General features: G+C 36.5%; 19 protein-coding genes. 9 read left to right on the forward strand and 10 right to left on the reverse strand.

What is annotated here, in order from left to right; translation table 11 throughout:
* Positions 1-53: 53 nt before the first annotated feature.
* The 3 genes from IEX65_RS06800 to trpS are packed head-to-tail and all read right to left on the reverse strand — an operon-like array spanning position 54 to position 2,094.
* Positions 54-479, reverse strand: a complete 426-nt coding sequence (locus IEX65_RS06800; RefSeq protein WP_188765267.1) for a DUF2147 domain-containing protein — start codon at positions 477-479, stop codon at positions 54-56.
* A 15-nt stretch (positions 480-494) separates the two neighbouring features.
* On the reverse strand, positions 495-1,070 hold the full coding sequence (locus IEX65_RS06805; RefSeq protein WP_188765268.1) for a phosphatase PAP2 family protein: 576 nt from the start codon (positions 1,068-1,070) through the stop codon (positions 495-497).
* 49 nt (positions 1,071-1,119) lie between these two features.
* The gene (gene trpS / locus IEX65_RS06810) at positions 1,120-2,094 is read right to left on the reverse strand and encodes a tryptophan--tRNA ligase (RefSeq protein WP_188765269.1); all 975 of its coding nucleotides are present in this window, start codon (positions 2,092-2,094) and stop codon (positions 1,120-1,122) included.
* A gap of 58 nt (positions 2,095-2,152) precedes the next feature.
* On the opposite strand from trpS, the gene IEX65_RS06815 reads away from it, so the two are divergent.
* The 3 genes from IEX65_RS06815 to IEX65_RS06825 are packed head-to-tail and all read left to right on the forward strand — an operon-like array spanning position 2,153 to position 6,085.
* Positions 2,153-2,824, forward strand: a complete 672-nt coding sequence (locus tag IEX65_RS06815) for a DUF2461 domain-containing protein (protein ID WP_188765270.1) — start codon at positions 2,153-2,155, stop codon at positions 2,822-2,824.
* Between the two features lie 47 nt (positions 2,825-2,871).
* Positions 2,872-4,488, forward strand: a complete 1,617-nt coding sequence (locus tag IEX65_RS06820) for a DUF1800 domain-containing protein (RefSeq protein ID WP_188765271.1) — start codon at positions 2,872-2,874, stop codon at positions 4,486-4,488.
* Between the two features lie 43 nt (positions 4,489-4,531).
* Positions 4,532-6,085, forward strand: coding sequence for a DUF1501 domain-containing protein (locus IEX65_RS06825; protein WP_188765272.1), 1,554 nt, complete (start codon positions 4,532-4,534; stop codon positions 6,083-6,085).
* 96 nt (positions 6,086-6,181) lie between these two features.
* Here the strand turns inward: IEX65_RS06825 and IEX65_RS06830 are convergent, their stop codons facing one another.
* The 5 genes from IEX65_RS06830 to IEX65_RS06850 form a co-directional block, all read right to left on the reverse strand.
* Entirely contained in the window at positions 6,182-7,414 is a 1,233-nt protein-coding gene (locus tag IEX65_RS06830) for an aspartate aminotransferase family protein (protein ID WP_188765273.1), read from the reverse strand.
* A gap of 279 nt (positions 7,415-7,693) precedes the next feature.
* Positions 7,694-8,413 carry a LytR/AlgR family response regulator transcription factor gene (locus tag IEX65_RS06835; RefSeq protein WP_188765274.1) on the reverse strand — a complete coding sequence of 240 codons (720 nt, stop codon included), beginning with the start codon at positions 8,411-8,413 and terminating at the stop codon, positions 7,694-7,696.
* A 171-nt stretch (positions 8,414-8,584) separates the two neighbouring features.
* On the reverse strand, positions 8,585-9,601 hold the full coding sequence (locus tag IEX65_RS06840) for a sensor histidine kinase (RefSeq protein ID WP_188765275.1): 1,017 nt from the start codon (positions 9,599-9,601) through the stop codon (positions 8,585-8,587).
* Between the two features lie 169 nt (positions 9,602-9,770).
* Positions 9,771-11,105: an MFS transporter gene (locus IEX65_RS06845; protein WP_188765276.1), complete on the reverse strand. Its 1,335-nt coding sequence runs from the start codon at positions 11,103-11,105 to the stop codon at positions 9,771-9,773.
* Between the two features lie 34 nt (positions 11,106-11,139).
* Positions 11,140-12,984, reverse strand: a complete 1,845-nt coding sequence (locus tag IEX65_RS06850; protein WP_188765277.1) for an alpha-amylase family protein — start codon at positions 12,982-12,984, stop codon at positions 11,140-11,142.
* A 102-nt stretch (positions 12,985-13,086) separates the two neighbouring features.
* Between IEX65_RS06850 and IEX65_RS06855 the strand changes: the two genes are divergently transcribed.
* The 3 genes from IEX65_RS06855 to IEX65_RS06865 all read left to right on the forward strand — a co-directional run bounded on the left by IEX65_RS06855 (position 13,087) and on the right by IEX65_RS06865 (position 18,135).
* Positions 13,087-14,964 (forward strand): glycoside hydrolase family 13 protein, encoded by a 1,878-nt coding sequence (locus IEX65_RS06855; RefSeq protein WP_188765278.1) that lies wholly within the window; start codon positions 13,087-13,089, stop codon positions 14,962-14,964.
* A 76-nt stretch (positions 14,965-15,040) separates the two neighbouring features.
* A complete protein-coding gene (gene pgmB / locus IEX65_RS06860; RefSeq protein ID WP_188765279.1) occupies positions 15,041-15,691 on the forward strand; it encodes a beta-phosphoglucomutase in 651 nt (216 codons plus the stop codon).
* Between the two features lie 119 nt (positions 15,692-15,810).
* Positions 15,811-18,135, forward strand: coding sequence for a family 65 glycosyl hydrolase domain-containing protein (locus IEX65_RS06865; RefSeq protein ID WP_188765280.1), 2,325 nt, complete (start codon positions 15,811-15,813; stop codon positions 18,133-18,135).
* Between the two features lie 72 nt (positions 18,136-18,207).
* Here IEX65_RS06865 and IEX65_RS06870 read toward each other — a convergent pair whose 3' ends face one another.
* Both IEX65_RS06870 and IEX65_RS06875 read right to left on the reverse strand, forming a co-directional pair.
* Entirely contained in the window at positions 18,208-21,153 is a 2,946-nt protein-coding gene (locus IEX65_RS06870; RefSeq protein WP_188765281.1) for a 3-coathanger stack domain-containing protein, read from the reverse strand.
* A 114-nt stretch (positions 21,154-21,267) separates the two neighbouring features.
* Positions 21,268-22,872 carry an acyl-CoA carboxylase subunit beta gene (locus IEX65_RS06875; RefSeq protein WP_229250549.1) on the reverse strand — a complete coding sequence of 535 codons (1,605 nt, stop codon included), beginning with the start codon at positions 22,870-22,872 and terminating at the stop codon, positions 21,268-21,270.
* Between the two features lie 141 nt (positions 22,873-23,013).
* Between IEX65_RS06875 and IEX65_RS06880 the strand changes: the two genes are divergently transcribed.
* From IEX65_RS06880 to IEX65_RS06890, 3 genes are all read left to right on the forward strand, one after another.
* On the forward strand, positions 23,014-24,168 hold the full coding sequence (locus IEX65_RS06880) for an acyl-CoA dehydrogenase family protein (RefSeq protein ID WP_188765282.1): 1,155 nt from the start codon (positions 23,014-23,016) through the stop codon (positions 24,166-24,168).
* A gap of 79 nt (positions 24,169-24,247) precedes the next feature.
* The gene (locus IEX65_RS28170; protein ID WP_188765283.1) at positions 24,248-25,468 is read left to right on the forward strand and encodes a DUF559 domain-containing protein; all 1,221 of its coding nucleotides are present in this window, start codon (positions 24,248-24,250) and stop codon (positions 25,466-25,468) included.
* Entirely contained in the window at positions 25,468-26,292 is an 825-nt protein-coding gene (locus tag IEX65_RS06890) for an enoyl-CoA hydratase/isomerase family protein (protein ID WP_188765284.1), read from the forward strand. Before IEX65_RS28170 ends, IEX65_RS06890 begins: the two co-directional genes overlap by 1 nt.
* The last annotated feature ends 76 nt before the right edge of the window (positions 26,293-26,368 follow it).

Consider the following 26,368-nt stretch of genomic DNA (forward strand, 5'->3'; position numbering starts at 1 on the left):
ATTTATTTCGTTCAAAAATAAATCTTCGCTTCAAGAACTTTATATAAAATGTGTTAATCGGCTTTGGTAAACTTTGAAGTGCGGCCAATAATCGAAATTCCGATAAATCCACGTACATCAAGCTGCGTTGGGCTAACCAAAGTCATTTTGCAAGAATAGGTTTTGCCATTTTTAGGGTCATATACTTCACCGTCTTCCCATGTTCCTTTACCAGTACTCACAAAATTCTTCAAATTCATCAAACCCAACAAAGGGCGAGTCTTTAGTTTCGCATCAGGGTTTTCTTTATCAAGTCGTGGTTTACCATTTTCGTTAGGTTCTTTGAGCCACACAATTTTACCATTGATTTTATCACCTTGTTTGAAAAACTGAATTTTACCAGTTTTTTCCTCATTATACCACGTCCCTTGCGTTATATCTTGAGCATGAGATAAAGTTGAAATTAGCAAAAAAGTGACAATTGAAAGTACTTGTTTCATAAAATTTGGAATTGATTAGGTTATTGATGCTTTTTGTTTGATTAATTTAACAATTGGAAAAATGGCAAACGGAATTAAAAAACCGATTAAACCTCCTACCAATATATCAGTCGGGAAGTGAACACCCACATAAATACGACTATATGACACAATTATTGCCCAAAAGAACAAAAAAAGTGGCAATTTTGAATCTATTTTATAGTTTTTGAACAAAATAATTAGTGCTGCTACCAAGGCAAAACTATTGGAAGCGTGGCTAGAAACAAAACCATATTGCCCACCACAATTGCCAACTACATGCACAATATGCTGAATCAGAGGGTCGTGGCATGGCCTAAAACGCTGAAAATAAGGCTTCATTAAACCAGAGGTTATCCTATCGGCCAATCCAACTGAGATTAACACAAATAATATACTCAACACAAAATCAGCTCTTATGTTCTTAAATAAATAATAAATAATGTAGAGATACAGCGGAATCCAAGTAAACCTGTAAGTAACCCAAAACATTATCGTATCCCACAAAGGAGAATGGAAACTATTGAGCCACAAAAACCACTCGTATTCAGCGTACCTTATTGTTTCAATCATTATTTATAAAAAACTTAGTGAAAGCTATCAAACCACAAATATGACTTAATTATAAATAGCCTAAAACTCTTCTTGCATCGTTTATTGTCTTTTCTGCTATTTCACGTGCTTTGGCTTCACCATGTTGAAGTTTTTCTTCTAAAGCCGAAGTATTTTCCATGTAATAGTTAAAAATCTCTCTTTCCTTCTCAAATTTTTTCCATAAAACCTCAAATAATGCCTGTTTGGCATGGCCATAACCAAAGCCACCAGCCAAATATTTCTGACGCATATCTTCAATATCGCTTGGTTCAGCAACTAATGAAAATAATTTAAAAGTAATGTCAGTCTCTGGATTTTTCGGTTCTTCAAGTGGCGTACTATCAGAAATAATTGATTTGATTGACTTCAATAGTGGCTTCTCTGACAAGAAAATATTAATAAAATTATTGTACGACTTACTCATTTTCGTGCCATCAGTACCAGGAATCACCATTACAGATTCATCAATCAATGGCTCGGGCAGTGTCAAAACTTCGCCATAAGTACGATTAAAGGCCGCTGCAATATCTTTCGACATTTCGAGATGCTGGCGTTGGTCTTTACCAACAGGCACAAAATTAGCTCCGTACAAAACAATGTCAGCTGCTTGCAACACTGGATACGTGAAAAGTCCAGCATTTACATCAGAAAGGCGGTCAGACTTATCCTTAAACGAGTGAGCATTTGCCAACATCGGATAAGGTGTTTGACAATTTAGGTACCACATCAATTCAGTATGAAAACCGGCCAAACGTGACTGACGATAAAAATAGTTTTTTTCGGCATCAAATCCACAAGCCAACCATGCCGCTGCTACTGCACGGGTATTTTCTTGCATCAATTTTGCATCTTTGATGGTGGTCATTGAGTGCAAATCAGCAATAAAAAGAAATGATTCGTTTGCGGGATTTTGTGATAATTTAATTGCAGGCATAATCGCTCCTAAAATATTTCCGAGATGCGGAACACCGCTTGCTTGTATGCCTGTTAATATTCTTGCCATAATTTCTGATAAATAATAAAAAAAATGTAATTTTCCACAAAAATAGATAAAATTACCAATGCTAACCCATCATTCACTTCAATTTTTAAGTAACTTAGAGCAAAATAATAATAGAGAATGGTTTCATGCTAATCGTAAGGATTACGAACAAACAAAAGTTGAATTTGAAAATTTATGCCAAGAAATTCTAAATGGTGTTGCACAATTTCAAGAAAATTTAGTGAATACTTCAGTAAAAAGTTGTATTTTACGCATTAATCGTGACATTAGATTTTCGGCCGATAAATCTCCTTACAAAAAGTACTTAGGTGCAGGCTTTGGGCCTGGTGGTAAGAGTTCTGGAAAAGTAGATTTCTATTTACACATTCAACCAAATAACGAATCTTTTTTAGGTGGAGGAATGTGGGCCCCGACTGGAAGTCAGTTGGCAAGTTTCAGACAAGAAATTGATTATAGTCCGCACATTTTAAAAGGTATTATCGAAGAAGACACTTTTAAGAGCTATTTTAATGAAATTCATGGTGAAAGAGTAAAAAAAATGCCCAAAGGCTACGCCGCAGACCACCCTGATATTGAATTATTGAAATACAAACAGTTGTTTTTTGTTCATAAATACACTGATAGCGAAGTAATATCAGAAAACTTTGCCAGCGAGGTAATTAGCGGTTGTAAAATACTCAAACCTTACCTCGATTATGTAAATAATCTATTTTTCGGAGAAGAAGATTAAACTTTTTGCTCCATTGATTGTCAAAAGTACAAAACCTAATCTTAAATATGACTCAATATTACTCTCCAACAGCCATTCAAGGTGGACTCGATGAGTACAAAGGCGAATGGAAAGTCGCTCAGATTAGTCATTTACTGAAACGTACAATGTTTGGGTCAAGCCCCGACGACATTGCCTATTTTCAGAAAAAGACTGTTAGTCAGACCATTGACGAGCTTCTAATTACACCTGCAAACCCAGAACCTCCGCTAAATTTCTACGATACTGCCGATTACAAAGACCCACAAGGTATCAAATTTGGTGAAACTTGGGTCAATGCTATTTATGGAGATGGAACTGTTAATTCAAAACGGAGAGCGTCCTATAAATATTGGTGGGTGATGCAAATGGCTAATCAAAAACGAAGCATTCATGAAAAAATGGTTTTGTTTTGGCACAATCATTTTGCAACTGAAGTTAACGACGTAGATGATGCTCGTTTTTTGTATATCCATAATACAGTTCTTAGAAAATACGCTTTGGGGAATTTCAAAGACTTCGTTCGACAAATTACCCTCGACCCAGCCATGTTGAGGTATCTCAACGGTCGATTGAACACCAAAAATGCTCCTGATGAAAACTATGGACGAGAACTCCAAGAGTTGTTTACGGTTGGAAAAGGAAGTGGTTCAAAATACACTGAAGATGATGTAAAAGCTGCTGCAAGAGTGCTTACTGGCTTTAATATTAATAATGATAGAATGGTTTATAATTTTACAATTAATAACCATGATACGACCGATAAGAAATTTTCTGCTTTTTATAATAACACTGTTATAAAAGGTGGAACAACGCAAGCTGGAGCAGAAAAAGAATTAGATGATATGCTCACAATGATTTTTTCGGTCGATGAAGTAAGTAAATTTATCTGTCGCAAGTTCTATCAGTTTTTTATATATTACGATATAACACCTGCCGTCGAAAAAGACATCATTGAGCCATTGGCTAAGATTTTCAGAGATAACAAATACGAAATCAAACCTGTAATTTCGGCATTGCTTAAAAGCCAACACTTTTTTGATGCAAATGTTTATGGGGCGATGATAAAAAGTCCTTTGGACTTGGTAGTAGGTACACTTCGTGAGTTTAATGTTGCATTTCCATCAGCAAAAGATTTTGTACAAGAATATTATAATCTTTTTGGTGAAATGATGCGACAAGGGCAAATCATGCAACAAGATATAGGCGACCCACCTAATGTTGCGGGGTGGCCTGCTTATTATCAATCTCCAATGTTTTATGAAATTTGGGTAAATTCGGATACGTATCCAAAGCGAAATCAATATACCGATACTTTCATCAATACTGGTTTTACAAAAAATACAAGAAAAATTCAGATTGATGTAGTGGCGTTTGCGAAAAAAATGCCAACACCAAATGACCCGAATAAACTGATAAGCGATTCGCTTGATATTTTGTATAAAATCCCTGTCAGTAGTGAGCTTGTTCAGCAGGTAAAGAAGGATATACTTTTGAGTGGTCAATCGACTGATTATTATTGGACAGAACTTTGGGATGCTATGATTAGTAAGCCAAACGATACCAATACGCTCAATATGGTTACAACTCGCCTCCGAAGTCTATATAAATATCTGTTGGCCTTGCCAGAATATCAATTAGGTTAATCACACTGCAAATGAAATAACCCTTTCAAAACATCGGGATTCTATGAAACGTAGAGATTTTATACAAAATACATTTGCAGGCGTAGTGATGCCTGCTCTATTAAACGGACTTTCTTTTAAAGCATTCGGCAATGTCGATGATGCTGCAATTGGAGACGAAAACGTGCTTGTTGTGATACAATTATCAGGCGGAAACGATGGTTTAAATACAGTTGTGCCAATTGATAAATATGCACTTTACCAGAATGCACGCACAAATATTGCGATTCCTCAGGATAAACTTCTGACTATACCACAGACCGACACGCTTGGGCTAAACCCTGCAATGACTGCCATGCAGACTATGTTTAAGGAAGGGAAAGCAGCATTGATTCAGGCAGTTGGATATCCAAATCCTAATTTTTCACACTTTAGAGCAACCGATATTTGGAACTCAGCCTCTGATTCAAATGTGTTTGTGAATAATGGTTGGGCTGGAAGGTATTTGGCAATTGATAATCCAAATTACCCAACGGGTTATCCGAGTACGAAATACCCAGACCCTCTGGCAATTCAAATTGGGTCGGTTGTTAATACTGCTCTTCAAGGGCCGATTCAATCAATGGGGATGGCAATTTCAAACCCTTCGAGTTTCTATAATCTAATTTCCAATAAAGTAGAAACTACACCTAATACATTAGCGGGCAAAGAATTGAAGTTTTTAAGAGAAGTAGCTAATCAAACCAACTTATACGCTAATTCGATAAAGACTGCAGCATCGAAAGTAACCAAACAAGCAACATACCCAAATAACAGTTTGGCAAATCAACTAAAAATTGTTGCCCAGTTGATTGCTGGTGGTCTGAAAACTAAAGTTTATTTTGTTAGTATGGGTGGTTTCGATACACACAGCAGCCAAGTAAACACAAGCGATACTACCACCGGTACACACGCTAATCTTTGGAAAACGGTGAGTGATTCAATCAAGGCATTTTCGGATGATATAGTTGCCTTAGGCGTTTCCAAAAAAGTTTTAGGAGTTACTTATTCAGAGTTTGGGCGTCGAGTAAAATCTAATGCCAGTGGTGGCACTGACCACGGTGCAGCCGCTCCGATGTTTATGTTTGGCGATTTGGTAAACCCAATAGTTTTAGGAAAATCGGCTGATATTGCGGCTTCTCCAACAACCAACGACAACGTAACGATGCAGTATGATTTCCGTTCGATTTATGCCTCGATTCTTACTCAATGGTTTTGCCTCGACCAAGCCTACGTCGATGATGTTTTACTAAAAGACTTCCAACCATTGCCTCTTGTGCAGGTACAGGCATGTGGCAAAATCACTGCTAATGAACCTATTGCGATTTCGGAAGACCTTATCAGCAATTATCCAAATCCATTTACTGATTCAACCACACTGACTTTTAATACAAGAGGAGGCCACACAATGATTCAAATTTTTGATAATGTAGGTCGAGTGATTGCAGTACCAGTCGATGGGGAATACGATGCTGGCAAACACGAAGTGGTGCTAGATACTAAAGATTTTAATAGTGGAATGTACTTTGCTCGCCTGCAAAATGGACAAATACAACAGGTAAGAAGAATGGCTAAATAAAAAAGTATGATTTTAGATTAACGATTTCAATATGTAGATTTTAGAATTTTGAAAAAACTTCTGCTACCACGTTTTTGAAATCGTTAATCTTTAAATTCATTCAATACAACTCAAAATCACATCACATGCAAATCTAATTTGCTCTTCGGTAATAATTAATGGCGGTGCAATCCTCATCGAGTTATCACAATACAAAAACCAATCGGTAATTACCCCTTTTTCGATGGCTCGGTCAATGATAGGTTTTAATACCTCAAAACTTTCAAATTCAGCAGCCAACATTAATCCTTTGCCACGCACTTCTTTGATTTTAGGATGAACCAATAATGTTTTGAATATCTGTCCTTTTTGCTCAACAAAATTACATTCAAGCGAACGACATTTTGAAGGATTACAATCTGCTTTACAATTTTTTGAATCGAAAAGCATATTTTCATCAAAAATTGCATTTAAAGTAGCCAGAGATGCGGCACAACTTACGGGATGCCCTCCAAAAGTTGTGATATGTCCTAAAATAGGATTGTCTTTTAAAACGCCCATGATTTCGTGTGAGGCAATAAATGCCCCGATGGGCATTCCTCCGCCCATCCCTTTGGCACAGAGTAATATATCAGGTTTGACATCGTAGTGTTCAAATGCCCAAAACTTCCCTGTTCGGCCAAATCCTGACTGAATTTCATCAAAAACCAATAATGCTCCAACTTCATCGCATCGACTTCTTAAAGCTTGCATATATCCATAATCAGCTTCTCGAACACCCGACTCACCCCCTACTGGTTCAAAAAATACAGCCGCTGTTTGGTGCGTTATTTTTGATAAATCCGCAAAATCATTTCTCTCAATTTTATCAATCGAAGAAAGTAATGGACGAAAGTTACGCTTAAAATGTTCGTCTCCGAGAGATAATGCCCCTTGTGTAGAGCCATGATAAGCCTTTTTGCATGAAACGATGTTAGTGCGACGAGTAAATCGTTTGGCCAACTTCATTGCCCCTTCTACGGCCTCTGTTCCTGAGTTTGTAAAATATACATTATCTAAACCTGTACCTACGAGAGTCTTACAAATCGCTTCGGCTAAATTTACTTGTGGAGTTTGTACGTATTCGCCATAAACCATCAAGTGCATATAATTGTCCACTTGATTTTTGATGGCTTCAACAACTTTTGGGTGGCGATGCCCCACATTGCTAACGCCTATGCCAGAAATTAAATCAATATATTTGGTGGTTTCTCCGTATAGATAAATGCCTTCAGCTTTTTGGATTTCGAGTGCAAGTGGAAAATCGGAGGTCTGGGCTACATTTTGAAGAAAAAGTTGACGAGTTGTCATAAAGTTTATGCTAATTTTCTTGCAAATTTGGCATAAAAAAAACTCGCATGCAAAGCCCACGAGTTTTAAGTACTAACCTATTATTTATGAGTCGTTAATTACTCCAAAACTAAACTGTAAACAGAATCATTTACTACATGCAAACTCCAACTACTAATCATTTTTCAAACCCGAAACCGCCTTATCTTTTCTTGATTAATAATCTATGACACGAAAATAATAGATAAAAGGGAAGTTGCAATACACATGAGACAAAAAGCCCAAATTCTGCGACTATACCTATTTACTACCAATTCGGCGTAATAATTCATCAGAAAACTGCTCACTAACAGGTATCAGATGCGTGCCGATACTTATTTTAAGATTTCTGATTGATTCAATTTTATTTAATGAAACTATATAAGATTTGTGTACTCGCATGAAAGGCATTGTAGCAAATTTCTCTTCGATGCTCTTCATTGTCATGCGTGTAATGATTGGTCTGGGCTGAGTACTAACATAAATTTTTATGTAATCTTTCAAGCCTTCGATATACAAAATATCGGCATATTTAATTTTTACCAGTGAGTATTCGGCATTTACAAAGAAGTGTTCTTCTTGTAAAACCTTAGGAGTTTGGGAATTTTCTTTTAATAAAAATAACTCATTTGCTCGATTACAAGCTTTCAAGAATCGCTCAAATGAAACTGGTTTAAGCAAATAATCAATTACATTGAGGTCGAAGCCTTCGAGAGCAAATTGGTCATAGGCAGTTATAAAAATGACCATCGGATTTGAAACCATACTCTTGACAAACTGAACACCCGTAATTCCAGGCATTTGAATATCAAGGAAAATCAAATCAATATTCCGATTTTCTGCTTTTTCTTTTTGTATTAGTTCTATTGCCTCAAAGGCATTTTTACATCTTCCAACAAATTCGAGATAAGGCACTTGGGTGATATTATCCTCCAATAAGTCAAGTGCTAAGGGTTCATCATCAACCGCTATACAACGCATATTTATAAAAGCGAAATCGCTCGTTTTGATTAATAATAGGTTTGTGTTCTAAACGTTCAGTTAAAAATTTCCTAATAATAACCTATACCATCTTCAAAAACTAAGACCTTTAAAATTATAATTAGTTTAAAATTAATAAAAAAATATCTACAATTTCATTTAAAAAACATTCTATTTGAAATTTAGTTTCAAATCAGTCGTATAAAGATTTTCCGTTTCACTTACATTCAAAACATATTGCTTAGGATAAAGCAGTTCTAATCGCCGTTTTACATTGTTCAAACCAATACCAGATGCTCCATCTTTTGCTTCTTTTTTGTCATAACTAAATTTATTTGTAACCTTAAATCTTAGTTCATCATTGGTAGCTTCCAACTCGACCTTTATAAAAGGATTTTCAATCATTCCTACACCATGCTTAAAAGCATTTTCAACAAAAGGAATCAATAACATCGGCTCAATGCTTTTGCTCGAACCCGTAGATTTTACATCAAAATCAATGTTTACGTAATCCCCAAATCGTACTTTTTGCAAGTCAATATAATTTGAAAGATACTTTACTTCATTTTCAAGTGAAATTCGTTTATCATCTTTTTCATAAAGCATATATCGAAGCAAATCAGCCATTTTCAATAAAACTGGCTCAACTAAATCTGATTTTTTGCGGTTTAATGAAACCAAACTATTCATCAGATTGAACATAAAATGCGGGGAAATCTGTGAACGTAAAAAAGAAAGTTCTGACTTCAATCGCTCATTTTCATTTTCACGCTGAATCTCCTGTTGTTTTTGATAATCAGAGAAAAAACAATAGGAAGCACTAATACCAAATACATATAGATACTGAATGAAAGCATTGACATAAAATAAACTTTTATTGATGTCGCTGCCAACGAAAGTTACACGAACAAAAAAACGGCCCCATAATAGGACCAAAATGAGTGCAACGATACTTAAAAAATAGCGGATTGGCTGTTTTTTATATATTTTAGGAAATAAAACTTCTGAATTAATGTAAAATAGTATAATGGATGAAATGGAAACATACACCCAATAAGTAGTATTTGTATAAGGATTTACTCTCGTTCTTGACGAATCATTCTGAAAGGCATTCAATAATGGTAAAGCCGTGTATCCAATCCACATGATTATGTGCAGGAATACATAAAGATATTTGTTTTTAAACATTGTTGTTAGAAAGTGTAAGGTAAGTTAGTAAGTGTATGATACAAGTATAAATACTTATGATTAAACTTAAATTTTTATAAGATAAATCATTTAGAAGTCGAGACTTAGGAATGCTATTAAGCGACAAAAGCCTTCATCGCTAAATGAAGGCTTTTGTTAATTTCAAAAATCAATCGTTTTTATCTTCAACAAACCTAACAGACAATGCGGCTAATAAAAAACAGACGCCTCCGCCAACTACTGCAAAAATAGCTTGATTATTATATACATTCTTGACGATTGGCCCGCCAATGATTCCATTGATAATTTGAGGGATTGTTATGAAAAAATTAAAAATCCCCATATAAATACCCATCTTCTTGGCAGGAATTGAACCTGCTAAAATTGCATAAGGCATGGCCAAGATACTTGCCCAAGCAAAGCCTACTCCAATCATTGGCAATACCAACCAATGGTAATCGGTGATAAAATAGATAGAAATCAGACTTAAACCGCCAATGATAAGTGAATAAGCATGGGTATTTTTTCGGCCAAATTTGTTGGCCATTTTTGGCAAGAAGAAAGCATATATAGCCGAAACTGCATTATAAACTCCAAAAATAACACCTACCCAGTTTCCTGCGGTATTGTATGCTTCAGAGCTTGAATCAGAAACTGGGAGTTTGTAAATATGCTGAGCAATAGCAGGTGTCATGAAAACCCACATCGAAAATAGACCAAACCAAGAAAAAAACTGAACCAAGCCGAGTTGTTTCATTGTCTTTGGCATTTGCCCAAAATCTTTGAAAATATCAAAAAAACTACCCTTATCAGTTTCGAGTTCTTCGCCTTCAAATTCGGCTTGCTCTTTTGGAGAATATTCTGGTGTTTTGATAATTGTCCAAATAATACAACTTAATAAAAATACCGCCCCGATTATAAAAGACAATACCAAACTAAATGGTACTTTTCCTGCATCAGCACTTTTTTCAAAACCAAACCATTCTGTTAGCACATAAGGAAGCCAAGAACCAACCACAGCTCCAATACCTATTAAAACCGTTTGAATTGAGAAACCAAGTGTTTGTTGTGTGCTATTCAATTTATCAGCAACCAACGCTCTGAATGGCTCCATTGCCACATTAAACGAAGCATCCATAATCATCAAAAAGCCAGCCCCTACCCATAATGCTGGTAAAATACTCACAAACATATCAGCATTGGGCATCAGAATCAAACCAATTGAGGCCAAGATTGCTCCTGTCAAGAAAAACGGTCTTCTGCGGCCAAGTTTAGTCCATGTTTTATCGCTATAATGCCCAATAATTGGCTGAATTACCATTCCTGTAAATGGTGCTACCAACCAAAACCACGAAAGATGCTCTACGTCAGCACCGAAAGTTTGCAAAATACGACTGGCATTAGCATTTTGAAGGGCAAATCCCATCTGAATTCCTAAGAATCCAATACTCATATTCCAGATTTGCCAAAAGCTTAAAAGGGGTTTACTTTTTTTAGAAGTCATTTTTTTGTAAGGTTAAAGTTGAATATATTTTTGCTTATCGAATTTCTAAAACGGTCACACTGTTGGCAGGCAAAGTCAACCTGATTGCCTCTTTAGTTGAGATTGATTTCGTTTGCTGATTAATTACAGCAGAATTCATTTCTTTCTCAAATATGGTTTTTACCGAATAGCTCACGGGTTCATTGATGTTTATTTTCATCATTTCCCAAGCCCCTTGTGGAATAAAAACGCCCGTATCGTATGATTTTTCTAAGTCAAAGTTGCAAACAAATAATAATCGGGAGTCGGCACTCTTTTGATTATCAGTGAATCTTAAATAACTAAATATTTTTTGGTCGTTGTAATTTACTGTCTGGCCATTTCCGTTCACATATTGCAAATCGTAGAATTTACCCTCTTTCACTGCCTCATTTTCATTCGTAAACTTCAAAATTTCGGCATAAATTTTACGCAAAGATTTTTGTTCGGCTGTCAATTTTCCGCCGTCGTATTGATGATTATTTGCCCAATTCTGAAACTCAGGCACACCCCAATAATCAAACATTGTTGTTCGACCATCTTCACCGCTGAATCCTTCGGCAACTGTTGGTTTTACGCCAACTTCCTGTCCAAAATACAACATTACTGGCCCTGTGTGCAAAGCAGCACTAACTACCATTGAAGGAATGGCTTTGAATGGATTATTGGCAAAATATTTTGACGCAATGCGTTGTTCGTCGTGATTTTCTAAGAAACGAAGCATTCGGTTAGAAAACTCACCCGATTCGTTTTGCCAAACACGAGTGATGTCGTTGGCATTTCCGTGTCCTTCCATTAATCGACGGAGTGCATCATAAAGTCCAACCTTATCGTACAGATAATCAAATTTGCCCTCAAAAAGATATTGACGATACGTTTGTGGATTATAAATTTCGGCAATAAAAATAATTTCTGGATTTACTTTTTTGATTTCTGGAATCACCCATCCCCAAAATTCAAATGGTACCATCTCGGCCATATCACATCTGAATCCATCAACACCTTTCTTTGCCCAATAGGTCAGAATATCACGCATTTTAAGCCATGTATTTGGCACCGACTCGAAGTGTTTTGAGCGATTATTGAGGTAATCTACACCATAATTGAGTTTAATTGTCTCAAACCAATCATTAATACTCGGTTTGGCCGAAAACACATCATTACCTGTGGCTTTGGCAGGAATTTCGGTATAGTTTGTTTTTGGAACCACAGGCGGATTTACCTCACTTGGCACAACAAACATTTGGTCTTTGATGTAGTAAAAATTATTATTTGGGTCAAATGCCTTAGTTTTATCGTCGTCTTCACCGAAATCTTTTATTCCTTTTGGCTTTTTATCAGAATGATAGCTTCTTGCTACGTGATTCGGCACACAGTCAATGATTACTTTCAAACCATTTGTGTGGCTACGTTTCACCAAAGCCTCAAATTCTTTCATTCGATTCTTTACATCAACAGCCAAATCTGGGTCAACATCGTAATAATCTTTAATGGCATAAGGCGAACCTGCAATTCCTTTCACAACCAACGGGTTATCTTGCGGAATACCATTTTTAGAATAATCAGTCATGGTGGCGTGTTCGATAACTCCCGTAAACCAAACGTGCGAAACTCCAAACTTTTTTAGTTCTTGTAAAGCCTTATCATTGATGTCATTGAATTTTCCACATCCATTCTCTTCAATCGAACCATAAAATTTGTTTGTTGTTTTTAGATTACCAAAAAGGCGTGTGTAAATTTGATAAATTACTAATTTGTCGGTCTTAGGTAAGTTAGATTTTTCTTTGGTCATTTCTGTTGATTTTTGAGCTACTGCAAAATGGCATATTGCCAAAAAGACAATCGCAATTATTTTATTCATTTTACGTAAGGTTAAAGTTAGTTTCAAATCTAAACAGGATTTTTTTATGAAAAAATAGTTTGTTTGTGTTATTTTGCCATATAAACGAATACTTTAACACTTATGACAAAACTTCAACGACTGCTCCTTCTTGTTTTTGTACAATTAGGACTGCACTATCATGTATTTGCACAAAAACCTGACATTCAACGCATTAACCCTACTAATTGGTGGGTTGGCATGAAAAACCCAAACCTCCAAATATTAGTTTATGGCAAAAACATAAGCTCAGCTAAGGTTAGTTTGAAACCGTATGCGGGTGTAAAACTTCTCAAAACTCAGAAGGTTGAAAACCCAAATTATGTTTTTATTGATTTAGACATCACAAAAGCTGCAAAGGCAGGAAACCTGCAATTTATTTTCAATAACGGCACAGAATCTTCGACCGTAAATTACGAATTACGTCTGCGAACTGCCAAGCCTCAAGCCGTAAGTCAGGCCGATGTGGTATATTTATTGATGCCAGACCGATTTGCTAACGGCGATGAATCGAACGATAAATATGATGATATGTTCGATACGCAAGCCGACCGAAAAAGTCCATTTTTGAGACACGGTGGCGATTTACAAGGCATTATCGACCATCTTGATTATTTCAATGAACTGGGTGTAACCGCTCTTTGGCTAACCCCGATAATTGAAAACAATACACACCAAACCAACGAAGGCGGTACGATGCGTAGCTCTTATCATGGCTATCATTTTACTGACCATTACCAAATCGACCGTCGATTTGGCGGGAATAATGCTTATCAAAAACTCATCAACGAAGCACACAAAAAAGGCATAAAAATTATTCAAGATGCAGTTTATAATCACGTTGGCGAAGACGCTTGGTTGGTGAAAGACCTTCCAGCAAAAAGCTGGTTGCATAACTGGGACAAATACACTAATACTTCATATAAAGACCAACCTTTGTTTGATGTGAATGGCTCTAAATTCGATAAGAAAGTAACCGAAGAAGGTTGGTTTACTTCATTTTTACCCGATTTGAATCAAAAAGACCCTTTACTGGCCAATTATCTGATTCAACACGCACTTTGGACGATTGAGTATTTTAATATTGATGCTTGGCGAATTGACACTTACATTTATAACGATATGGAATTCATGAATCGCTGTAACAAAGCGATTCTCGATGAACACCCAAATATGCTTCTTTTTGGTGAATCTGCTGTGAATACCGTTATCAGTCAATCTTATTTCACCAAAAATAATTTGAATATTCCGTTTAAATGCAATCTTCCTTCGAGTTGTGACTTTCAGGTGCAAGGAGCAATTAACACGGCTTTAAAAGAAAATTTCGGTTGGAACGAAGGCGTAAATCGCTTATACACAACACTTTCGCAAGACCTTGTATATCAAAATCCAGAAAAACTTGTACCATTCGTTGAAAATCATGACACTGACCGATATTTTTCAGTTATTGGTGAAGATTTTAATAAATACAAGTTAGGTTTAACTTGGCTTTACACGGTTCGTGGCGTTCCGCAGATGTACTATGGTACTGAGTTTTTGATGAAAAATTTCAAAAATCCAACCGATGCTGAAGTGAGAAAAGATTTCCCTGGTGGTTTTAAAGGTGATACCGAGAATAAATTTTTAGCGTTTGGAAGAAATGCTCAAGAAAATGAAGCTTTTGAGTTTAACAAAAAATTATTGACCTATCGCAAAACTTCTGAGGCATTAACCAAAGGCAAATTTATGCAGTTTACGCCTTTTGATGGGGGAATTTATGTATATTTCAGATATACCGACAAACAAACTGTGATGGTTGTGAGCAACACAAAAAATACAGAATCAACAGTTCCGACTGCTAATTTTGCCGAAATTTTAAAAGGTGCAAAATCAGCAAAAAATATAATGACTGGCGATACCATTAATGATATTTCGAGCATTAAAGTACCAGCAATGACGGCATTGATTTTGGAACTAAAGTAACACAATTTAGAAAATTGTGGTGTAAAGATTAGAATTTTAACTATGAGACAATTTAGAAAATTGTTGTGCAAATAATATGATTAAAGGATTTTTATTTGATTTAGATGGTGTAATCGTAGAAACAGCCATATTTCATTATCAAGCATGGCGTAAAATGGCCAACGATTTAGGATTCGACATTTCGGAAGAGTTTAATGAAACACTAAAAGGTGTGAGCAGAATGGATTCATTAAATTTAATTCTCGCACACGGAAATGTGGTTTTATTGGAAGAAGAAAAAATTGAGTTGGCTACCAAGAAAAATGAGCATTATCTGACACTTGTTAGCAAAATGACAGCGGATGATATTTTGCCAGGCGTTCGTGAGTTTTTTGCTCAAATCAAGCAAACAGATATAAAAATAGCGTTGGGTTCGGTAAGTAAAAATGCTAAAATGATTCTTGAAGGAGTTGGCTTAATCAATGATTTTGATGCGATTATTGACGGTACAAAAATCTCGAAAGGTAAACCCGACCCCGAAGTATTTCTAAAAGGTGCAGCCGAATTAGGCCTATCTCCCGAGGAATGTCTCGTTTTTGAAGATGCTGTGGCTGGGGTTGAAGCAGGTAAAAATGCAGGAATGAAAGTGGTTGGTATTGGTCATGCAGAGGTTTTGACAAAAGCAGATATTGTTCTTAAAGGATTTGAAAATATTGATTTAAGACAGCTTTTGAGTAAAATTCAATAGAATTGAATTTTATTGTCTGTTCATATATTCCACCAAATCCATCGACTATTAGAAAATTTAAAAATACTTTACCTACATATAAAAATGCTGGCTTTGGCCAACGAAAATTAAAATCAAAAATGAAAAATTATATAACGCACGATGAATGGTGCATCGTAGAAAATGGTTTTCACCCAGAACACAACGAAATTACCGAAAGTTTGATGAGTTTGGGTAATGGACGTATGGGTGGGCGTGGAAATTTTGAAGAAAAATATTCAGGTAAAACTCTACAAGGAAATTATGTGGCTGGAGTTTGGTTTCCTGACAAAACTCGTGTGGGTTGGTGGAAGAATGGGTACCCAAATTACTTTGCAAAGGTTATCAACGCTTGTAACTGGACTGGAATTGATGTAGAGATTGAGGGAGAAATTATTGATTTGAATACTGCCAAAGTGCATGAATTTACTCGTACGCTTGATATGCGAACTGGTGTTTTGGAACGTAACTGCACAATCGAATTATCAAGTGGCAAAACGCTAAAAATTCATTCTCAACGTTTTTTGAGTTTGGTAGATGACGAATCGGGCGTAATTAAATACTCAATTACACCACTTAACTTTTTGGGTTCGGCAAAAGTAACTGTTTCGCTTGATGGCGATGTTTCAAATAAAGATTCGAATCATGGGGAAAAATTTTGGAATGAGATTTCAAAAGAAACTGGACATGGTGAAGGATATTTGACACTCGAAACAAAGAAATCAGTATGGGAAACCGTGCCAACATTCCAAGTTTGTACAGGAATGAAGTTTGATGTGTATCAAGCTGGAGAAAAGATTGACTGTCAGACCTTTCCTATTAAAAAAGAAAAATACGTTGCCAACGAATTCAAAATCAATCTTGAAGAAGGGCAAGAGGTTTCAATCATAAAATTTGCTGCAAACCTTTCATCAGAAAATCATTCAATTGCAGCATTAGGCGAAAATACAAAAGCTTACGTAGAAAAAGTTGCTAAGAAAGGTTTTGATGCAATGTTGGCTGAACAAAAAGCTGCTTGGGCAAAAAAATGGGAAGGAAACGACATTCAGATTGAAGGAGATGTAGCTGCTCAGCAAGCGATACGTTTCAATATTTTCCAACTTCAACAAACCTATACTGGCGAAGATGCTCGATTGAATATTGGCCCAAAAGGATTTACGGGCGAAAAATACGGAGGTGTAACTTATTGGGATACTGAAGCGTATTGTTTGCCGTTCTATTTATCAACTTCTGAACAGAAAGTTGCTCGTAATCTATTGGTTTATCGCCACAATCATCTACAAAAAGCCATTGAGAATGCCGAAAAACTTGGTTTTTTTGGTGGAGCAGCTTTGTATCCGATGGTAACAATGAATGGCGAAGAATGTCATAACGAATGGGAAATCACGTTTGAAGAAATTCACCGAAACGGAGCAATCGCCTATGCAATTTTTGATTATATCCGTTATACAGGTGATTCTCAATATTTGGCAGAATATGGTTTAGAAGTTTTAACTGGGATTTCAAGATTTTGGGCTCAGCGTGTAAACTGGTCGGCCGACAAAGCTAAATATGTGATGCTTGGCGTTACAGGTCCAAACGAATACGAAAACAACGTAAATAATAACTGGTACACCAATTATTTGGCGGTTTGGTGCTTAAAATATACACTCGAAAGCTTTGAATCATTGAAAGCTCAAGACCAATCTCGTTTCGACGAAATTATTGGCATAACCAGTCTTGATTACTCGGCCGAAACTCAGAAATGGCAGCATATCATTGAAAACATGTATTTCCCTTATGACGAAACTCGTAAGGTATTCTTGCAGCAAGATGGTTTCTTAGATAAAGAATTACTAACGGTTGAAGATATAGCTTCTCAACGCCCTATCAATCAAAAATGGTCTTGGGATAGAATCTTGCGTTCGTGCTTCATCAAACAAGCGGATGTCTTGCAAGGAATGTATTTCTTTGAAGAAGATTTTACGGTGGAAGAATTACGCAGAAATTTTGATTTCTATGAGCCAATGACCGTTCATGAATCATCACTTTCGCCTTGTGTTCACGTAATTCAGGCTGCAAAACTGGGTATAAAAGAAAAAGCCTACGAAATGTATGTTCGCACGGCTCGCCTCGACCTCGATGATTATAATAACGATACTGAAGATGGTTTGCACATTACATCAATGGCAGGTACCTGGATGTCGGTGGTGAAAGGCTTTGGAGGATTGAGAGTAAAAAATGATAAACTTTCGTTTGAGCCATTCTTGCCCGAACAATGGCAAGGTTTCTCTTTTAGAACAGGTTTCAGAGGAAACTCTTTAAATATTTCAATAAAAGGAAATACTATTGAAATCGAAAACATTTTTGGTAATGAGATTTCTGTATTAGTTTATGGAAAAGAGGTTGTGGTAGCTAAAAATTCTTCAACATCAGTTACTTACTAATTATTTTCTTCTCGAATTAGGTAAAAACGCTGTCAAATTAAATTTTGACAGCGTTTTTGTTGAGGAAAATTATCAGTTACACCCTCCTATCTCAGCTTTGAAAATTGTGCCGTTGGCTGCTGAAAAACCAGCATTTAATTGAATATTTTTCGCTTGATAAGTTGCATTTGTCGCTGCTCCACTGATAGTATTTGTTGCTATAATCGTACCATTGGTAGCGGATGCTTGTTTGGTAACTGTACCAGTAGTAATATTATCAGTTGGACTAACCAAAGTTAGGCTCGAAGCACAAGGATTTGCTGTTACGTTCAAAAGTTTTTTATTATCACTCAAAAGAACGCAATTTGCTCCAACCACATCATTGATTGTTAAACCTACAAAATTTGAAGGGACAATACCATTTTTATACATTAAACCATAAACTTCATAAGTTCCGCCCGAAAGAGAGGTAAAGTTTGAAGTAGAGCTAACTGCTGAAATAATTCCTGTAACTGTATTCAAAGCGGTATATGTATAGCTGTAACCCACAGGATTTGTTCCAATCTCATAAATATTGCCACTTCCTTGTAAGCTAAATGTAATACTTGTATTTACTCCGTTAATGTTGTATAATAGAGCATAATAAGTTGTACAAGCATTTAAGGTAATTGTACGAGAACTTGTAGCACCAATTGCACCATAAGAGTTTCCAGCCACGAATGTACCACAATTATATGTATTTGAATTAAATATGCTGAAAGCTGTAAAATCTTGTCCTGTACTTGAAATAGTATAAGAGCCAGTCTCTGAAACACTAAATACTACTACGACAGCACTTTCACTTCCCCAAGAAGAGACCTGACAAGTTGTAAATGTGTTATTGGTATTATTTATAACTGGAAAACTTCCAGCACCCGCTGTGCTATATACTTTACTTCCACCGACCAATTTGGTCACTGGATTAGCACTTAAACCTAAATTTAAAGTTGAGCTTCCTGACTGAGCAGTTAGACTGGTGCTTGGACAAATAATCGTACTTGCAGGTTGACAAGTTGAGGTAATAGTAATATCAGCATCGTTTACATCGAAAAATTCTGCATTTGCATTAATAGTACATGCCACTTTAATTCTTCCTTTTGTCGTATTTAAAACATTTGCGGGAATTGTCACACTTTCACTTCCATCATTAGCAGTTGAAGCTAATAATACATAAGGAAATGAATTTCCTCCATCACCAGAAAGTAGAATTTTAACATTTGCATTTAAAGCATTGGTACCATTAACGTTCCAAGTAACCGTTTGGTTGCTTCCAGCAGCAATTGATTGTGTAGTATTAAATGCAGAAACCTGTAATGGCCCAGAATTAGCAACAGTTACAATAATTTCATCAGAATCGACACCTCCACCGCCAGTTTTATTATCACGAACTGTAAAGCGAAACTTCATAGTTCTGGCAACTTGCGGTAAGTCTTCTCCTTCATTATCAGCCGGATTATTTGCATTGGCAGTAATATAGGTCATTTTGGGAAATGTACGAGAAGTAGAGCTACTTGATTGTTCACTTCTAAACAAAGGAGCTGTTGTACTATTTACTGCCGAATACCCTCCAACACCATTAATAGAAGTTCCCAAAGCTCCTTTATCATTTGCAGTTGCCACGTCATACTGTTCCCAAGTGTAGGTCATTGCATCTCCGTTAGCATCTGTTGCTGTACCATTTAATGTAAATGGAGTACCTTTCGGAATGGTTATATCAGCTCCCGCATTTGCCACAGGAGCTGAATTACCAGTTGCCGTTGAGGTTATACATGTACCTGAAGAGCCATTTATTGCATTAAATATAGATTCTAAAGATTTTGTATTGAAATATTGCAAGCCGTTATTCCCTGACAAAGTATAGTTAGTAGGGCTCACACAGTTATTTTTATAACTCATCAACGTTGACCCACTACCGGGTTCTATTGCTGAAGTATTATCCCATCCTCCAGTACAAAAGGTTGGGCTTGAAACTGTACCGCCAATGGCGTTATAAGTGTGCCAAGCAGAAAACTGATGTCCAACTTCATGAACATAAACCCCTACAACCATACTTAAATAGGTGGGCATTGTAGCTCCCGAACTCCACTCTGTCCAACCATTTGCTTTTGAAGCATTAATACAAGGCGTTGGTCCTGCTTGTCCACGAGACGATATGTTTGCGTTTGTATATACATTAAAAGTATGACCAACATCATACTTCGAATATGATAAAGTTCCATTTGTATTCATCACAGTAAATCCTGCTTGCGATGCTGCCGCACTTGCAAAGTTTGTATCAGGCGTGAATGGGTCAGTAGCTGCATTTGTAAATAAAATACTGAAATTGGTAGTTTCAGTAATTAATTGAAAAGTCATCGACGCCTCCAATTCATAAATCAAATTAGCAGCATTAATCACATCAACAATTCGAGCGAGTGCAGTTGCTTGACTATTACCATAAAACGTAACAAATTCACCAGTTGCAGCTGCGGCCATGCGGTATTTTCTAAGTTGAGTTCCAACAGGAAACGGAGCAACACTTGCAATTCGTTTGTTATTTTCTATCATAAATTTCTTAGAAAAATCTTCTAAAACACCACATTCAATATTTTCAGCTTTAGTTTCGGACATTGAATAGATAAGGTATTGATTAGCTTTTTCATCCAATGGTTCAATAAAAAAATAGCCATCAGGCGTGTGAAAAATACCCGTCATTTTATCAGAAATAGTCAGTCGAATCTGCGTTTTTTTGTCATTTGAAAAGCCTTCAATCGTGGTAATCGAAGAAATTTTGGAAGTACCAATGAGCGTTTCTTTAAATTCTATTAATTCTGTTTTACCACTTGGCAATGGAAAATTTAATGAAATTGGCCGAATTAAACCATTCGTAAGAGGAGCATTTACGAGACTTCTTTTGAAATCTGAGAGACTAAACGTAACTGTTTGTTTAGATGGCGAAGCTTGTGCAAATGAATTATTCACCCAAAAGCACATTACAAGGAAAAGGAGAGTTTTTTTCATAAATGATAGGAGTATTTTGTGCAAAAGTTTTAAATAAATATAGCGAGTTAAATTTATATTAATTTATAATAATACACAAAATACTCTCTACAATATTATCAAAGGGAGCGACTGCTACGTCTGAATCACACCAACATTATATCGCTTCGTAATAGGAGCGTGATTAGCGGCCTCAATTCCCATTGAAATGATTTTTCGAGTTTCGAGTGGGTCAATTACGCCATCCACCCACAGATTTGATGCAGCGTAATATGGACTCAACTGAGAATTATATCGGTCGGTAATTTTATCCAATAATTCTTTTTCTTCGTCTTCGCCAATCGTCACACCTTTTGATTTTAGCGTTGCTGTTTGAATCTGAACCAAAGTTTTAGCGGCTGATGCTCCACTCATTACCGCCATTTGGCCAGTTACCCAAGAATAAATCAGACGTGGGTCATAAGCTTTTCCGCACATGGCATAATTTCCAGCTCCGTAAGAATTCCCGATGATAAACGTAAATTTCGGCACAACCGAATTAGCCATTGCATTCACCATTTTTGCACCATCTTTAATGATTCCACCATGCTCTGAGCGACTACCCACCATAAAACCTGTTACATCTTGAAAGAACACTAATGGAATTTTCTGTTGATTACAGTTCATAATAAAACGTGCTGCTTTATCGGCAGAGTCAGAGTAAATAACACCGCCCATTTGCATTTCGCCTTTTTTAGACTTCACAATTTTTCTTTGATTCGCCACAATACCAACTGCCCAACCATTGATTCTTGCCAATCCGCATAAAATTGTTTGCCCATAACCTTTTTTATATTGGTCAAATTCTGAATTATCGACGATTCTCTCAATAACTTCGAGCATATCATAAGGTTTTGTGCGGTCAGTCGGTAAGATTGAGTAAATTTCTTTTGGGTCTTTCGTTGGTAGAACTGCCTCTTTTCTATCAAAACCAGCCTTATCAAAATGCCCCATTTTATCAAAAATCTTACGAATTTCGTCTAAACAAGCTTCATCATTCGGAAACTTGTTATCTGTCACGCCCGAAATCTCACAGTGAGTAGTTGCACCACCGAGCGTTTCGTTGTCAATATCCTCTCCTATCGAAGATTTCACCAAATACGAACCAGCTAAAAAAACAGAGCCGCTTCCTTCAACAATCAAAGCATAATCAGACATAATTGGCAAATACGCACCACCTGCAACACAACTCCCCATAATAGCAGCTACTTGCGGAATACCCATCGATGACATGTGAGCGTTATTCCTAAAAATTCGTCCAAAATGCTCTTTATCAGGAAAAACCTCAGCTTGCATAGGTAAATAAACTCCCGCCGAATCTACTAAATAAATAATCGGTAAATGATTTTCCATCGCAATCTCTTGAGCTCTAAGATTTTTCTTTGCAGAAATTGGAAACCAAGCTCCTGCCTTTACAGTAGCATCATTCGATACAATCACACACATTTTTCCGCTGACGTAACCAATTCCGCACACGCAACCACCATTTGGACAGCCACCTTCTTCTTCGTACATGCCGTCGCCCGCAAAAGTGCCAAACTCAACAAATTCGGCATCTTTATCAACCAAATATTCTATTCTTTCACGAGCGGTTAGTTTTCCTTTGGCTTTGTGGGCTTGTATTTTTTTTATTCCTCCGCCTAATTTTAATTTCTCATACCGCTCAGTCAATTCCTTCAATAAATCTTCCATTTTTAGCATAATTCTTGTTATATTTCGTTGATGAAGCAAAATAGTTATATTTTCTCTAAGATTTAAACAATTTTTCTGCAAATATGTTAAATAGTTGCCAAAACAATGATTAGTTTTGCAACTAATTTATCAACAAACCTAAAATTTAATATGACACACGTAGAATTTGAAATTGACGAACAATTGGAAATGATTCGTCAAAGTGCTAAAGACTTTGCAGAAAACTATATCCGCCCACACTTAATGGACTGGGATGAAGCACAGATTTTTCCAGTTGAATTATTTCATAAAATGGGAGAATATGGTTTCATGGGCATACTTGTGCCTGAAATGTATGGAGGCTCTGGGCTTGGTTATCAAGAATATATCACCATTCTGGACGAAATCTCAAAAGTTTGTGGCTCAATTGGTTTATCAGTAGCGGCTCATAACTCGCTTTGTACTAATCATATTTTAACATTCGGCAACGAAGAACAAAAACAAAAATATTTACCAAAACTGGCATCAGGCGAATGGATTGGGGCTTGGGGATTGACTGAAACGGGAACTGGTTCTGATGCTGGTGGAATGTCAACAACGGCAGTTGAAGATGGCGATTATTTTGTATTGAATGGTTCTAAGAATTTTATTACCCATGCAATTAGCTCAGAGGTGGCGGTAGTAATTGTAAGAACTGGAGCGAAAGGAGATTCTCACGGCATGACTGCTTTGATTATAGAAAAAGGCACTCCTGGTTTCACGGCAGGTAAAAAAGAAAATAAACTCGGCATGCGTGCCAGCGAAACGGCTTGTTTATTTTTCGATAATTGCCGAGTACATAAAGAAAATGTATTGGGACACATCGGCGATGGTTTTGTGCAATCTTTGAAAATTTTAGATGGTGGACGAATTTCTATTGCAGCACTTTCACTTGGAATTGCTCATGGTGCTTATGAAGCAGCTTTAAAATATGCCCAAGAAAGAGAACAATTTGGCAAAGCAATCATTCATTTCCAAGGAATTAGCTTCAAACTGGCCGAAATGGCAACTAAAATTGAAGCAGCAGAATTATTGACCCGCAACGCAGGAACGCTCAAAAATCAAGGCAAAAAAATGACAAAAGAAGGAGCAATGGCCAAACTTTTTGCATCTGAAACAGCCGTTGAGGTAGCTACCGAAGGTATTCAGATACATGGTGGATATGGCTATACCAAAGATTTTCCAGCCGAAAAATTCTACCGTGATGCCAAACTTTGCACTATTGGAGAAGGAACTTCTGAAATTCAGAAATTGGTTATTAGTAGAGAGATTGTGAAGCACCCCTAACCCCTAAAGGGGAATACCTAATTCTCGATAAATTTAACTTAGAATTCAAATTAATCTTTAAAGCGGAGGTTTCAAAGCTATGCAAGACAACATGGAAAATATGTTCTATGGAGCTAATCCAGAAATTTTTGAATTTGCTAAAAGGAACAGAGCGAATCCTACACCTGCTGAAGATTTACTTTGGAATTATCTGTGCAAAAATCAATTGGATGGTTTACGTTTTAAAAGACAACATCCAATAGGTCAGTACATAGCTGATTTTTATTGTCACTCAGTAAAATTAGTCATAGAGCTTGATGGAAGTATTCATCGATTACCCCAAGTCCTTCAAAACGACTTAGAAAAAGAAGATTTTATCAAAGCAAATGGCTTAAAAATTTTAAGATTTACAAATCAAGAAGTTTTTATAAATATAAATGACATCCTAAATAAAATTAGAGAATCAGCAAATCCCCCTTTAGGGGTTAGGGGTATGAAATTAATTGAATGTCCACGAGATGCGATTCAAGGAATAAAGCATTTTATTCCAACTGAAAAAAAAATAAAATACATCAATTTACTGCTTGAAAGTAATCTTTTCGATACCATTGATTTTGGGAGTTTTGTTTCGCCAAAGGCAATTCCACAAATGGCTGATACTGCTGAGGTTGTGCGAGGTTTAGATTTGAGCCAAACCAAAACCAAACTTTTGGCAATCATCGCTAACGAACGTGGAGCAACTGAAGCTTGCCAATTTGAGCAAATTTCTTATTTGGGTTATCCGTTTTCAATTTCAGAAACCTTTCAGCTTCGTAATACAAACGCAACTATAGCTGAATCTTTGGAAAGAGTAAAAGCGATTCAAGAAATTACAGAAAAAGCTGATAAACAATTGGTTATATACATTTCGATGGGCTTTGGTAATCCTTACGGTGATGAATGGAATGCTGAAATTGCCATAAATTGGGTTGATGAATTGCAAAAACTGGGCATCAAGATTTTTTCTTTATCAGATACGGTTGGAGTTGCAACGCCTGAGTCAATTACATATCTTTTTGAAAACCTAATTCCCAAATATCCCAAACTTGAATTTGGAGCTCATTTGCACACAACTCCTGATGCTTGGCAGGAAAAAGTAGATGCAGCTTATAACGCAGGTTGTAGAAGATTTGATGGTGCATTTTTGGGTTACGGAGGTTGCCCAATGGCGGCTGATGAATTGGTGGGTAATATGCCAATGGAGAATTTGATACCCCCGCCCCCTAAAGGGGAGTATAATATTGAACATTTCATATCAGCTTTTCAAGAATTAATAGCATAATGTTTTATACAAATTCTGACATACAAAGATTTCACTCCGTTGAGTTTCAGTTGATAAAAACTCAGCAGGATGGTAATTTATTTACAATCACGCTTAATCGTGCTGAAAAACGCAATGCCTTCACTCCTACCATGCTCCGAGAGTTGGCGTTTGCATTAGAATTTGCCCATCAATCAAATGATATTTGGTGTGTTTTAATCCAAGCCGAAGGACCAGCGTTTTGTGCAGGTATGGATTTGACCATTTTTCAAAATCCAGCTTTAGATATTAAAAATGAGAGTTTGCCAAAGCCCACGAAAGAAATTACGATTGGTGATGCTTTCAAAAATCTTGAAAAACCTTGTATTGCCAAAGTTGAAGGAAGTGTTTTGGCGGGTGGATTTTTAATTATTGGCGGATGCAGCTTCGTAATTTCAGTCGATGATGCTTTGTTTGGTTTACCAGAAGTAAAAAGAGGGATTTTTCCGATGCAAGTAATGGCGACTTTACTCAAAATCATGCCCCAGCGTAAAGCAATGGAAATGGCCATTTTGGGCAAAAACTATTTAGCAAAAGAAGCTTTTGAGCTGGGAATCGTGACCCACCTTTCTACCAAAGAAACTATCAACCAAGACACAAATGACTTGATAAACAGCATTTTAGAAAACTCTCCATTTGCTATAAAGAAAGGTTTTGAAGCTATCAATAATTTTCAAAACCTACCCGAAAACGAGCAACATCATTATCTTCTGGGTATTCTGCAAGAAATCAGAGAATCAGAAGATGCCAAAGAAGGAATTTTGGCCTTTAAAGAAAAAAGAAAACCTGATTGGCGAAATAAATAGAAATGACGAATTTCTCGAATGACGAGTGACGAATAAGCAAAATTGCACCCGAAAGTGATTTTCTTTCGGGTGTTTT

The organism is Emticicia aquatilis (assembly GCF_014644295.1).
Lineage (GTDB): Bacteria > Bacteroidota > Bacteroidia > Cytophagales > Spirosomataceae > Emticicia > Emticicia aquatilis.